Below are 11,918 nucleotides of genomic sequence, written 5' to 3'. Positions count from 1 at the left end.
CCACACGAAGCGATCCGCCTCATTCTCGACAGCACCAGCTGAAGACTCTTGCTCGGACGCCGGCGGCTGCAAGCCGATCGGTGATCGGGACTCGTCGGACCAAAGCTCAGACACTGGTGAACCGGGGTCGATGCCGTGCGGCACAACATCCGCTCGATATAGGCGTGTCCAACTTACTCGCCAGCCCGAGCAGTTCGGCACTTCGCGCTTGGCTGCGGTCGCTCAGTATCGCGCGTCCTCGATCCGGCCGTCGTGGGCAGTCCCGCCGAGTGCTCCGCCGAACAGTCGGTGGCCAGCTGCAGACGCCGTGGGCGGGCATGGCACGAGCTGCAGGCGTGTCGAGTGGTCAAGCCATGGGCGTTGCATGGGCATCGATGCGAAGTGCTGGGATCTGGTTCCAACCGGGCGGTACAACACCGGCTACATGCATGCTGCTGACTCAGGAAAGGCGTCGTTCCCTGCGCAAGAGGGAGCGGAGTGTCTCGGCGTTCGCGTAGCCGACCCGCAGCGCGATCTCGGCGGAGTTGAGGTCGGTGGTTGCCGAGAGATGCCGAGCCCGTTCGATGCGAAGACGTTGGACGAAGCCCAGCGGAGTGAGGTTGAGCGCCGAACGAACTCGTCGTTCGAGCGTGCGCCGGCTGGTGCCGAGCGACTGCGCGACGAACGCGACGTCGAGCGGTTCGTCGAGGCGTGCGCGCACGAAGCGTTCGAACTCGACGACGATTGGGTCATCGTGGCGGAGGTGTTCATAGGCGACGAAGGCCGCCTGCGACGGGCGCTCGTCGATGAGGAGCAGCTTGGCAACGTGCTGGGCCAGGTCGGGGCTGACCGTTCGCACGAGTGAGAGTGCGAGGTCGATGTGGGCGAAGGCCGCGCCGGCGGTGACGAGGTTTCCGTCGACCACGACCATGGTGTCGAGATCGAGGTCGACGGTCGGATAGCGCTTTCGGAACTCCGGCCCCAGGAACCAGCTGGTCGTCGCCCGCCGGTGGTGCATCCGTCCGGTCTCGGCGACGGCGAACACACCGGTGCACGCCGCGGCGATCTGGGTGGTCGCGTCGTCGAGACGCTCGAGTGACTCGATGACCGAACGGGCATCTCGGGTCTGCAAGGCGTCGTTGGTGGCGGCGGCGGTGAGGGTTCCAAGCGCAGGGACGACGACCACGTCGAAGTCGCCGGACTCCGACAGCGGGTGGTCCACCGACAGGGTCATCGATGTCGTCGTGGCCACCCGCCGCTTCGGTCCGACGATGGCGAGCTCGATCGGGTCGATACGCGGGTCGACATCGCCGCGGGCTCCGTCAGCCACCCGCACGATGTCGATCACCGACGCGACCGCCGAACCAAAGCAACCGTCGAGAACGATCAGTCCGATCCGCATGGCGTGAACGGTAGCAATACTGCCGTATCCGCCACTCGCCAACACCCCCTCCTCGTCGTACGTTGGACTTCTCACACCAGCAGCCCCGAACCGAGGAGACCACCATGTCCACACCCGCATCACTCCCGTACGCCTTCGTCGCCAAGATCGTTGCGGCCGATGGCCAGCACGACGCGCTCGGCGATCTGCTCGCAGGCGCCGTCGAACTCGCCAACGAAGAGGAAGGCACCATGGTCTGGTTCGCGGTCAGGACCCACCCCGACACCTTCTGGATCTTCGACGCGTTTCCCGACGAGGCCGCTCGCGACGCCCACGCCAACGGCGCCATCGTCGAAGCCCTGATGGCGAACCAGCAGCTCCTCGGCGCAGCGCCCGAGATCCTGCCGGCCGACGTCCTCGCTTCCAAACTCCCGTAGTCCGCCACCGCTCGAGACGGTCGAGCGCTGCCGAGCGGCATGGCCAATCGCCTCGACACCCGCACCACGTTGACGATCCCCGACGGGCCGATATCCAGTGTGCGAACTTGCGCGCGACCTGGCAGTAGGCCGGCCACAGCAGCCCTTCGCGTTCCGCCCGCCGTCGAAGGTTGGAGACCCACCAAGAACGAACGTCGAGGGCTTCGAGGAAATCGGTCCATACGTGCGGTTTCGATCGAGTGGAGCAGAGACCGCTCGACCTCGCAGAGGCTGCCGTGCTCTCCATCCGGAACGGAGTCCAGCATTGCGATGGCTTCCTCGTCCGTGAGCGCCAGGCAGCGCCTCGAGCGCGCGCTGGAGTTCCTCGACCCGTTCGACGGAAGGGTTCGACCTCTCGTCCGGCATCGGACCGAGAGCAGCGAGTCGCTTCACCTCCGGGCGCACGTGATCATGCCCCCGCACGAAACGCCATTCGCTCCGAAGTGCCGATCGCTCGGAGGTGACCCACCCCTATCGCACGCGCATATCTGCGTTGGACGCGTCTCGAAGGTGCCGCGCAAGGGCACGCATAACGATCACCGCCAGCCGTCACAGACCCCGCTCGGGTACGGCACGTGAGCGCTCGGTCCGGCGCCCGATATTGCTCGTCACCTTCCGACGGGCGCCAGGACGCGACGAGACCGATCGTCGTGCCGGTTCTCCCTGGGGTGCGGAACGCAACTACCGATGGCAATATGCGTGCCCAGATCCGGGGGGTGGGGGATGGTTCTGTCCACCGTCACCGCTGCGTTGGTGGGACACCGAGACATGACGCTCCACGCGGTCGTCGCTGGCTGTCCGCTGTGACAAACTCGGTCGAAGATCAGGGTTGTTCGGACCAGAATTCGATCCGATTGCCAGCGGGGTCGAACACGAAGAACCCGGGTGAGCCCCACCGTCGGTGGATGGTTGATGCTTCGATCTCGTTCGCAACCAGTCGATCCCGTACCGCCACTGCGTCCTCGACGCACCAGCTGAGCGTCAGCCCGGCCCCGTCGCCGCTTGCGATGCTGGCACGGTGTGCGTCGGCGACGCTGAGGTGAACACCTGGGTGCAGCTCGAATTCGATGAACCAGTCTCGTTCCATCGACGTTCGGAGGCCGACACGTGTCCGATAGAAGTCGACGAGTTCGCTCCATCGGTCGGTGTAGAGGATCGTGTTCGTTGCAGCGATTCGCAGCGGTGCAGGATGCTCGTCGAGGTCGCCGACGAGGTGTGCCCAGCACGGTGCTTCGCCGCCGTGGTCAGGATCGTTGGGCATGTCTTCATGATGGCAGGCGTGTCCGGATCGGTGGGACAGAGGTGTGAGGGACTTTGGTCCCTACCGGAGCCGACCTCGATCCATGAGTCTCGTACTATGCGACTTGAGATCACTCAGCGGGCCGACTTGGCCGTGCGGGCACTGGTGCTGTTGAAGCGATCACCATCGCGTCTCAAGAGCGCTGATCTGGCTGCGGCGTTGGGGACGACGGCCGGCTTCGTGCCCCATGTGATGGGGCCGCTGGTGCGTGCGGGGTGGGTTCGTTCGGTTCCCGGCCCGACCGGCGGTTACGAAGCGGTCGTCGCCCTCGACGCATTAAGCGTGTTGGAGATCGTGGAAGAGGTCGACGGGCCGACCGAGAGTGGGCGGTGTGTGGTTGCCGATCGCTCGTGTGACGCAGCCGCACCCTGCGCTCTCCACGTCGCGTGGGCTCGTGCGCGCCGAGAACTCGTCGCGTCACTGGCCGGCTTGCCGTTGGCAGCGGTTGCGGTGACGGCATGACTACGTTCGCTACCTCGCACGCCTTGTGGCTGCTGCGCTCGTCCAAATCGACCACCACGCGTCGAGTGGCAATTCGGCCATCAAGGTCATCGGCCTTGCCAATGTCGCTGCGCCCGCAACCGGTGCCGCCCGAACCACACCGATTCAAGGAGACCAGTTCATGACCACTTTCACCGAACACACCAAGCTCGCCGAAATCGTCACCGCACAGCCGGGCCTCGCTCGCGAACTCGAGACACGAGGTCTCGACTACTGCTGCGGCGGAGCTGCAACGCTGGCGGACTCGTGCCGATCCAGCGACCTCGACGTCGACACGGTTCTCGCCGAACTCGCCGCGGTCGACGTCGAAGACGTCGCACCAGCGTGGGCGACGATGAGCGTCGCTGAGCTGGTCGACCACCTCGAGAGCACGCACCATCAGTACCTGTGGGCGGAGTTGCCTCGCCTGTCAGCGCTCGCCGACAAAGTCGTGTCGGCGCACGCCCGACGACACCCGGAACTGAACGAGATCGCTGCTTGCTACGCGACCCTGCGAGCCGACCTCGAACCGCACCTCACCAAAGAGGAACGTGTGCTGTTTCCCATGGCCCGTGAACTCGCCGCTGCAGGAACGGCACCGACGATTCGACACGGGACGGTCAGCGACCCGATCTCGGTGCTGCTCGTCGAGCACGACACCGTCGGCGAACTCCTCGCCCGACTCCGTGAACTCACCAGCAGCTACCAGACCCCGGCCGACGGTTGCGCCTCCTACGCGGCATTGTTCTCCGGATTGGCCGAGCTGGAGGCAGACACCCACCTCCACGTGCACAAGGAGAACAACATGTTGTTCCCGGCCGTCGTCGCACTCGAACAACAAGTGGCGTCGTGATCGTCCGCCCACTGACCGACCACGACCTCGCCAACCGGGGCGAGCTGGCCACCCGTACCGACGTCGAGCTCCTCGTTCGCTCGTTCTACAGGTATGCGGCGATGGACGAACTCCTCGGCCCGATCTTCAGTGCCGCCCACGTGGCCTGGGACGACCACGTCGCCACCCTGACCGACTTCTGGGCGTGGCAGTTGCTCGGCGAACGGAGCTACATCGGCCAACCCTTGCGCGCTCATGAACCCGTCCACGCCCGCACCCCCTTCGCGGACGCCCACTACGAACGCTGGCTCGACCTCTTCGTCAGCACCGTGGACGAACACTTCATCGGGAACAACGCGGAACTGGCGAAGCACCGCGCGCAGAAGATGGCGACAGCGCTGCGCAAGCTCCTGCGCGGCGAATACAGCGCCGCGAGCGAACCGGTCGAAGCGACGTTCGCGACCTCTTCCGACCAGCGGATCTGCGGTCCTCCACATGGCTGACCAACAGAGACCCCAACGACACATGGATGGACATCGATGAACGAACCAACACTTCCATCGGAACTCGTCGCAGCTCGACGCACCCCGTTGTTCGACGTCGAATCCCTGCCCGATCAGCTCGCCGAGTCGCATCGCACGACGGTCTGGGCGCAGTTGTTCGTCCAGTCCGGCACCGTCCACTACACCGATCACGAGGGCGACACCCCACGCGACGTCGGCCTCGGGCCCGGCGACACCGCCGTGATCGAGCCCGGCATCGAGCACCGAGTCGAACCCGCGACCGACGCCACGTTCTTCATCCAGTTCTACCGAGCCCCCGACGCGCCGATGGTGCCCGGTTCGGTTGCAGTCGACTCACGGCGCCGCTCGGGGCCGTGGGAGCACCGCCACCGCGACCTGGACACGACCGAGGAGGTCCACGAGATGGTCACACGCCAGTACGTCGATGTGGTCCAGGACGAACTCCTCGAGCCGTACTTCGACTTCGAACCCGGCTTCATCGACTGGCAAGCCCACATCGAGTCCGTCACCGACTACTGGTGTCACGTGCTGCTCTACGCTCCCGGCTACGAGATCGATGTGATCGAGGCGCACCGAACACTTCACGACGCCGATCCGTTCACCCCGGAACTCTTCGATCGTTGGCTCGAGATCTTCCATGACACCGTCGACGGCGGATGGACCGGCCCGCACGCTGAGCACGCGAAGAAGCGGGCGACCGGTATGGCCTGGGCCATGGCCCAGCGATTCCTCGGCAAAGGAACCTGGCGACCCGCGCAACACCGCTGAACCAACCGAACCCTTCAACCGATCGCACCGAAGGAACACGACTCGTGCTCACCTACGTCACCGCCGACATCAACTGTCCCAGCTGCTTCAATCAGGTCATCGAGACGATCACGGCAACACCCGGGGTCCACGCAGTCGACCCCCACGTCGTCGACGGCTGTATCGCCATCACCCACGACCTCGACGAAAGCGTCCTGCTCACCACGATCACCACGATCGGCCACACCCTCGACATTGCCCCGAACGGCGAGATCACCATGGGCCAAGCCCACGCCACCACCGTTCACATCTGCGAAGCCCACCAACCCGGACACGCTGGCAGATCGACCGAGGAGCAGTGACGGACCAGTACTGGGGACCCGAGACCAGCAAGGCGATCGCCAACTTCCCACCCAACGCACAACAGATCGCCGCGGGGAACGATTGCACGGTGAACGAACAGACGAGCGGTACGGTCGAGACATGACCGAAGGTGGCGCGATGGAGACCCTGAGTCAGGCAACCACCCGTCTTGCGCTCGGCGGCTACGTCGAGGACTACCGCGCCCATGACGGACGCCTCGTCTGTGGACAGTGTTCGACGAGCCACAATCCCGCGGAACTGACCATCGATGCGATCGTCCGTTTCGAGGGCGACAGCAACCCTGACGACGAAGCCATCGTCTACGCGCTTGACGCCGGCTGCGGACACCGAGGGCTCTACATCTCCGCATACGGATCCGGGGCCACCGCCGACGACATCGCCGTCGTCGCTGCGCTACCAGATCTCAAACACTGAAGTCCCAAACGACCATCGCGCATTGCGCAGCCGCATCTCAGAGCTGATTTCCTCAGCCTTTGGTGCGCCTCATCCGGGTTCTCCTTCCAAGTGTCGTGAGGTCTGGGACTGTCAGACGATTGGTGTAACTGGTCTGGCGGTGCATGTTGGTTGTTGGGATCGTAGGCCTCAGAAGAGGCGGCCTTCGAAGGTGATGGCGAAGGCGTTGAGGGCGGGCTTCCAGCGGTTCATCCAGCGTTCCTGGCCGGTGCCGGTTGGGTCGAGCGAACGCACGACCATGTAGAGGCATTTCATCGCGGCCTGCTCGTTGGGGAAGTGCCCCCTCGCTCGGGTCGCCCGCCGGAATCGGGCGTTCAACGACTCGATCGCGTTCGTATCAGTCGAGTAGATGACCCGGCGGATCTCGGGTGAGTAGTCCAGGAACGGCACGAACTCGGACCACGCATTCGACCACAGGGTGCGGATCGCCGGATATTGCTCGCCCCATTTGTCGTGGAACTCATCGAGGCGGACCTGGGCGTCGGCTTCGTTGACGGCGGTGTAGACCGGTCGCAGATCGCGGGCCATCTTGTCCCAGTCGCGCCGTGAGGCGAGACGGAACGTGTTGCGGATCAGGTGCAGCACACAGGTCTGCACGACCGCCAACGGCCAGGTTGCTTCGATCGACTCGGGTAGGCCTTTCAGTCCGTCGCACACGACGATGCAGGCGTCGTCGACGCCACGGTTCTTGATCTCGGTGAGCACCTGCAACCAGTATTTGGCGCCTTCGCCGCCGGTGCCGATCCAGAGTCCGAGGATGTCGCGTTGACCGTCAACGGTCACGCCGATCGCGGTGTAGACGGGCCGGTTGGCGACTTGGCCGTCGCGAATCTTCACGACGATCGCGTCGATGAAGATCACCGGATACACGCGGTCGAGGGGCCGGTTCTGCCACTCGACCAAGTCGTCGAGGACCCGGTCGGTGATCTTCGAGATCGTCTCGCGACTCACGTCGGTCCCATACGTCTCAGCCAGATGCGCTTGGACCTCGCCGGTCGTGAGGCCTTTCGCGGTGAGCGAGATCACCATCGAGTCCACCCCGTTCAGACGGCGCTGCCGTTTCTTCACCGTTGCGGGTTCGAAGCTGCTGTCACGATCGCGGGGCACGTCGATATTGACCGGGCCGATCTCGGTGATCACCGTCTTCGAACGGGTCCCGTTCCGCGAGTTGCCGTGGTTGCGCCCGGCCGAGTCGTACTTCGAATAGCCGAGATGCTCATCCATCTCGACCCCCAACCCGGTCTCGAGGATCTGCTTGGTGAGATCACCCAGCAACCCTCCCGGGCCGACCAGATCGACCCCTTCCGATCGGGCCCGCGCGACGAGCTCCTCCGCGATCGACTGATCAAGCCGACCGTCATCGTTGTTGTTGGTGGGCGATGTCGCCACCACCACATCATGGTCTGTCATTGTCTGTCCTTCCGGCCGAACCACGACGGTTCAGCGTTTCAGGCCAGACCAGTTACACCGCGGATCTGACAGTCCCTGAGGTCTCGTTCTCATCCGCTGGCGACAGAAGCGACGACGACGTGAGCGGAGACGACGAGTTCGCTCCTTTGGTCGGCGTAGAAAATCGTGTTCGATCCGACGATTCGCAGCGGTGGAGGATGCTGGTCGACTTCTACCGGACAGTCCCTGCCAGCACGGTGCTTCACCGCCTTCATCAGGACCGTCGGGCATGTCTTCATGATGGCCAGCACGTCTGGATCCGCTGCACCGGCGAGCGTCAGCGGTTGGGGCGTGACGCTCTGGGCTTTGCCGTCGGGACGTGCAGATCCTTACGTCGAGCGATCCGGGCGGTCAGTTGAGTTGGTCGAGGATCGCCGCGAGTTCGGTGCGGAAGGTGCGCAACTCGCTCCGGTGAAGGACGGAAAGTGAGTCCAGGAGTGATTGGCCGTGTTCGGTGAGTGTCAACAGTGTGCGGCGAGCATCGCCAGGGTCGATTCGGCGTTCCACGTACCCGTTCGCCTCGGCGCGATCGATCAACTCGCCCACGGAGTGGAGTCGGAGCTGTAGGGCCTCGGCGAGTTCGCTCGTCGACGGCTGCCGCCCTGAGGCCGATCCGCGGATCGCGAGGAGGAGTTGGTGCTGGGCCGGGGTGATGTCGTGATCTCGGGCAGCGCCCTCGGAGAACGCGAGGAACCGCCGGAGCGCATGGCGGAACTCGGCAAGTGACCGGTAGTCGTCGTCGGTCAGAGGCGTGTCGGGATCGGTCATGTGCTATTCGCTCCGAGGTCGCTGTCCGTGGTCTCGTAGGCGTCGAAGCGGCGTCGCTGGTTCTCGATCAGGGCAATCGGTGAGGTCAGCACCAGACTCGTCAGCGCCCCGATGATCGTGACCGGTCCGAGCGCGAGGCCGGACATCTCGGTGACAACGAGAGTCGACCCGATCGGCGTTTTCGTCACAGCAACGTTGGCGGCAACCATCGTGGCGGCCACGAACATCCACGTGTGATCGATCGCCAGCCAATCTGCCGCCGCCCACCCCAGCGTGTAGCCGGTGAAGAACAGCGGGATGATGAACCCGCCCCGCCACCCGGTGACCAATGCGACTGCGGCAGCAGCGAGCTTGACGATGCCTGCGAGCAGAAGCGTTGTCGTGAGAGGTGCGGACGAAACCAGTTCGAGAATTTGGACCTCGCCATTGGTGAGCGCGTACGGGCTCACCAGAGCGAGCGCGCCGAGCACAACCCCGCCCACAACAGGGCGAGCAGATACAGGAATCAACGACACCACTCGATGGAGCAGATCCACCAGCACCGTGAACACAACTCCGATCGCTGCGCCAAGCACGCCTGCGAGCACCGCCCACAACAGGTCGACTCCCGCAACCAGATCCGAACCCGGCAGGTTCCAGATGGGTTCGAGCCCGTGACCACCCAACACGGTGGAGAGAGCGAACCCGCACACGGAGCCGATCGCTGCGGGTACGAGCGCTTCGTAATACTCGAGTCCACGACGATGCGGGATCTCCAATGCGAACACAGCTGCGCCGAGCGGCGCTCCGAACAGTACGGCGAATCCGGCGGCCATCCCGGTGATGGCGAGTACCCGGAGATCAGCGGCGTCCACCTTCGAGCGACGGGCGACCCGCGTTGCCAACGTGCCCGTCATCGTGACCAGCGGAGCTTCGGGACCAAGCGTCCCCCCGGCGCCAATGCACAACAGAGACACTGGAATCAGCGACCGCAACCGGCCGTCGGTGTCGCGACCATCCGCACCCGACTCTTCGATGTCGCCATCGGTCATTCCCGAGACATGAATGTTGCCGACCAACAGATCGACATCAGCGGGTCGGCCCAACAGCTTGATCAGCACGCTCACCGCCACGCCGGTGACTGCGAGTACCGCGATCTGACCGACGCTCGTCCACCGGCCAGTCCCGATGCGCTCCGACACGACGTGGAGAACCCACAGATACACCGCCCCGGCTGCGCCGCCACCGAAACCCATCGCCACAATCAGTGCCACCATCCGGGACCTGATCCCGAAGAAGTCGTTCAGCCGGTCGCGCGGAAGAGTACCCAACACCGTCGATAGATCGTAACACGATCTATTTGAGATCGTGGCTCGGGGCTCGGAAGACCCGACGTCCTGACCTCATCAAATTCGTCCCACACCACCGGGCGGCGACCCCCAGATTGCGTGACAACTCGTGGAAACCCACGGCTGAGGCGAGCAGTGGCCGTCAGCGTGCTGTGGGGCGCGGTGCGGAAATCGCCACCTGGTCTTCCTCCACCGGATCGCTGAGAAGGGCGACGAGGCGCACGAGATCGGTCTCGGTGATGTCGACGAACGAATCAATCGAGCGCAGCGCAGCCAGCACATCGGCGTGTGAAGGGCCTCCTGCGACCGACCCCGGCGAGGGCTTGTTGGCCGCCGCCGGGTAACGACGCCAAGCGAACATGGCGTTGAACGCAACAGCGAGCATCACCATGGCCACGGCGTTGAGCAGAACTGGCCGGACAACGAACTGAAACCCCAGGTCGTACACCGCAGGGCCGCCCACGACTGCTGTCAGCGCCGTAGCTCCGCCGGGCGGGTGGATGCATTTCAGCACGTGCATCGCGCCGATCGCTGCGCCGACAGCAACGGCTGCGGCGAGCTCGATCGATCCGATCATCTCCGCTGCCGTCACGCCGATCAACGCCGACGTGACGTGACCTGCCACGACCGGCCACGGTTGCGACAACTGTCCGTGGGGCACGGCGAAAAGCAGCACGGCACTCGCGCCCATCGACGCGATCACCATCGACGCGCCATGCAGATCGAGCGCGTCGCGCGTGATCAACATCAGAATGCCGATGGCAACGAAACCGCCGAGGCCCGATACGGCCTTCTCCTTCGTGCTGACCTCGTCGACCTCGACGCCGAGCCACCTCATCCACGTCGCCACGATCGGCGAGGCTACAACGGCATCCAGAAAACGCCGGAAGGACCCGCAAACTGACCGCACCAGCCACCACGCCCTCGAAAACACGCATATCTACGCTCGACCCAAGAGTCGTGGACCGATCGAGAACGGCACGTGAGCGAGCGGCCTGGCCCTCGATATCGCCCGTGCCCTCCATCGGATGTCGAGCATCGTCGAGACCGATTGTCGCAAAGGGAGAGTTAGTCAGGCTGCGAAACCTCAATCGTGCGAACTCCGACATCGCCCTCGACCGTCACGCTGTCGATCGGCGCCGCATCGGCCAACGCAATCGCGAAGAACCGTCCGACTTCGAACTCGTCGCTCGTGAGGATCTCGATGGCATCAGGCTGAGCAATCTCCTCGCCCGGCTCCAGCCCGAAGCCCAACACAAACGACTCACCGTTTGCGGTCAGCTGTACTGCGTAGCTCTCGGTATCGGCGAGTGTCGGGCATGTCCGAGTCGATGTGCTCAAACCAGCAGTTGCAACGAAGACGCCAATGCACGGGACATCCGAATCTTCGGCATTCTCGGTGAGGGACACGGGCCGGTCGTTCACAAGCCCGATCGTGCGCGGAAACGGTGCGTCACTGCACGCCGACAGGACCATCAGCACTGAATCGCCCTGGGTTTGATGGAGGCTCGTTCTATTGGTTTCCAACCCCGGTCGGGGCGGTCTGTTGTGCAGCGTAGAACGCTGCTTCGAACTCGTCGGGCGGGACATCGCCGCAGTGGCTGTGGAGGCGGTCGGTGTTGAACCAGTGGACCCAGCCGAGCGTGGCGAGTTCGAGCTGGTCGACGTCGTCCCATGGTCGTGGTGCGTCAGGTCCGAACACGCACTCGGTCTTGTAGAGCCCGTTGACGGTCTCGGCGAGCGCGTTGTCGTAGGAGTCCGCGACGGTCCCGATGGAGGGGCGAGCGCCGATCTCGTCGAGGCGTTCGGTGAACCGA

At 64.4% G+C, this 11,918-nt stretch carries 15 protein-coding genes; 7 read left to right on the top strand and 8 right to left on the bottom strand.

Annotated features, from left to right (window positions below; translation table 11 throughout):
• Positions 1-439 precede the first annotated feature (439 nt).
• The gene (locus tag ABJK40_RS00135) at positions 440-1,381 is read right to left on the bottom strand and encodes a helix-turn-helix domain-containing protein (protein ID WP_348479358.1); all 942 of its coding nucleotides are present in this window, start codon (positions 1,379-1,381) and stop codon (positions 440-442) included.
• A gap of 104 nt (positions 1,382-1,485) precedes the next feature.
• Here ABJK40_RS00135 and ABJK40_RS00130 point away from each other — a divergent pair, with 104 nt between their 5' ends.
• Positions 1,486-1,797 (top strand): antibiotic biosynthesis monooxygenase, encoded by a 312-nt coding sequence (locus ABJK40_RS00130; RefSeq protein WP_348479357.1) that lies wholly within the window; start codon positions 1,486-1,488, stop codon positions 1,795-1,797.
• A gap of 862 nt (positions 1,798-2,659) precedes the next feature.
• On the opposite strand, the gene ABJK40_RS00125 is transcribed toward ABJK40_RS00130, so the two are convergent.
• Positions 2,660-3,097: a VOC family protein gene (locus tag ABJK40_RS00125; protein WP_348479356.1), complete on the bottom strand. Its 438-nt coding sequence runs from the start codon at positions 3,095-3,097 to the stop codon at positions 2,660-2,662.
• A 96-nt stretch (positions 3,098-3,193) separates the two neighbouring features.
• Between ABJK40_RS00125 and ABJK40_RS00120 the strand changes: the two genes are divergently transcribed.
• The 6 genes from ABJK40_RS00120 (at position 3,194) to ABJK40_RS00095 (ending at position 6,517) form a co-directional block, all read left to right on the top strand.
• Entirely contained in the window at positions 3,194-3,598 is a 405-nt protein-coding gene (locus tag ABJK40_RS00120; protein ID WP_348479355.1) for an Rrf2 family transcriptional regulator, read from the top strand.
• A 160-nt stretch (positions 3,599-3,758) separates the two neighbouring features.
• Entirely contained in the window at positions 3,759-4,469 is a 711-nt protein-coding gene (ric, locus tag ABJK40_RS00115) for an iron-sulfur cluster repair di-iron protein (protein ID WP_348479354.1), read from the top strand.
• Positions 4,466-4,951: a group III truncated hemoglobin gene (locus ABJK40_RS00110; protein WP_348479353.1), complete on the top strand. Its 486-nt coding sequence runs from the start codon at positions 4,466-4,468 to the stop codon at positions 4,949-4,951. The genes ric and ABJK40_RS00110 overlap by 4 nt, the downstream gene beginning before the upstream one ends.
• 36 nt (positions 4,952-4,987) lie before the next feature.
• Positions 4,988-5,740: a DUF1971 domain-containing protein gene (locus ABJK40_RS00105; protein WP_348479352.1), complete on the top strand. Its 753-nt coding sequence runs from the start codon at positions 4,988-4,990 to the stop codon at positions 5,738-5,740.
• A gap of 44 nt (positions 5,741-5,784) precedes the next feature.
• Complete coding sequence (locus ABJK40_RS00100; RefSeq protein WP_348479351.1) at positions 5,785-6,081, top strand: hypothetical protein; 297 nt, start codon at positions 5,785-5,787, stop codon at positions 6,079-6,081.
• Between the two features lie 121 nt (positions 6,082-6,202).
• Positions 6,203-6,517: a hypothetical protein gene (locus ABJK40_RS00095; protein ID WP_348479350.1), complete on the top strand. Its 315-nt coding sequence runs from the start codon at positions 6,203-6,205 to the stop codon at positions 6,515-6,517.
• 168 nt (positions 6,518-6,685) lie between these two features.
• Here ABJK40_RS00095 and ABJK40_RS00090 read toward each other — a convergent pair whose 3' ends face one another.
• From ABJK40_RS00090 to ABJK40_RS00065, 6 genes are all read right to left on the bottom strand, one after another.
• On the bottom strand, positions 6,686-7,966 hold the full coding sequence (locus ABJK40_RS00090; protein WP_348479349.1) for an IS256 family transposase: 1,281 nt from the start codon (positions 7,964-7,966) through the stop codon (positions 6,686-6,688).
• A gap of 390 nt (positions 7,967-8,356) precedes the next feature.
• Positions 8,357-8,773, bottom strand: coding sequence for a MarR family transcriptional regulator (locus ABJK40_RS00085; RefSeq protein WP_348479347.1), 417 nt, complete (start codon positions 8,771-8,773; stop codon positions 8,357-8,359).
• Positions 8,770-10,086 carry a chloride channel protein gene (locus ABJK40_RS00080; protein ID WP_348479346.1) on the bottom strand — a complete coding sequence of 439 codons (1,317 nt, stop codon included), beginning with the start codon at positions 10,084-10,086 and terminating at the stop codon, positions 8,770-8,772. The genes ABJK40_RS00085 and ABJK40_RS00080 overlap by 4 nt, the downstream gene beginning before the upstream one ends.
• A gap of 157 nt (positions 10,087-10,243) precedes the next feature.
• On the bottom strand, positions 10,244-10,951 hold the full coding sequence (locus ABJK40_RS00075; protein WP_348479345.1) for an HPP family protein: 708 nt from the start codon (positions 10,949-10,951) through the stop codon (positions 10,244-10,246).
• Between the two features lie 218 nt (positions 10,952-11,169).
• Positions 11,170-11,583, bottom strand: a complete 414-nt coding sequence (locus ABJK40_RS00070) for a hypothetical protein (RefSeq protein WP_348510113.1) — start codon at positions 11,581-11,583, stop codon at positions 11,170-11,172.
• A 31-nt stretch (positions 11,584-11,614) separates the two neighbouring features.
• Positions 11,615-11,918, bottom strand: a 304-nt coding sequence (locus ABJK40_RS00065) for an integrase core domain-containing protein (RefSeq protein WP_348510112.1), incomplete at its 5' end; no start/stop codon positions are given.

It is taken from the genome of Ilumatobacter sp. (assembly GCF_039969435.1).
In the GTDB taxonomy this organism is placed as follows: Bacteria; Actinomycetota; Acidimicrobiia; order Acidimicrobiales; family Ilumatobacteraceae; genus Ilumatobacter_A.
Note: the sequence above shows the minus strand (reverse complement) of the source record. Positions and strands in the feature narration are given on the sequence as shown.

Coding starts and splice junctions, on each gene's coding strand:
- ABJK40_RS00095 (WP_348479350.1), top strand. CDS start 6,203: ATGACCGAAGGTGGCGCGATGGAGACCCTGAGTCAGGCAACCACCCGT.
- ABJK40_RS00130 (WP_348479357.1), top strand. CDS start 1,486: ATGTCCACACCCGCATCACTCCCGTACGCCTTCGTCGCCAAGATCGTT.
- ABJK40_RS00085 (WP_348479347.1), bottom strand. CDS start 8,773: ATGACCGATCCCGACACGCCTCTGACCGACGACGACTACCGGTCACTT.
- ABJK40_RS00105 (WP_348479352.1), top strand. CDS start 4,988: ATGAACGAACCAACACTTCCATCGGAACTCGTCGCAGCTCGACGCACC.
- ABJK40_RS00090 (WP_348479349.1), bottom strand. CDS start 7,966: ATGACAGACCATGATGTGGTGGTGGCGACATCGCCCACCAACAACAAC.
- ric (WP_348479354.1), top strand. CDS start 3,759: ATGACCACTTTCACCGAACACACCAAGCTCGCCGAAATCGTCACCGCA.
- ABJK40_RS00125 (WP_348479356.1), bottom strand. CDS start 3,097: ATGCCCAACGATCCTGACCACGGCGGCGAAGCACCGTGCTGGGCACAC.
- ABJK40_RS00120 (WP_348479355.1), top strand. CDS start 3,194: ATGCGACTTGAGATCACTCAGCGGGCCGACTTGGCCGTGCGGGCACTG.
- ABJK40_RS00135 (WP_348479358.1), bottom strand. CDS start 1,381: ATGCGGATCGGACTGATCGTTCTCGACGGTTGCTTTGGTTCGGCGGTC.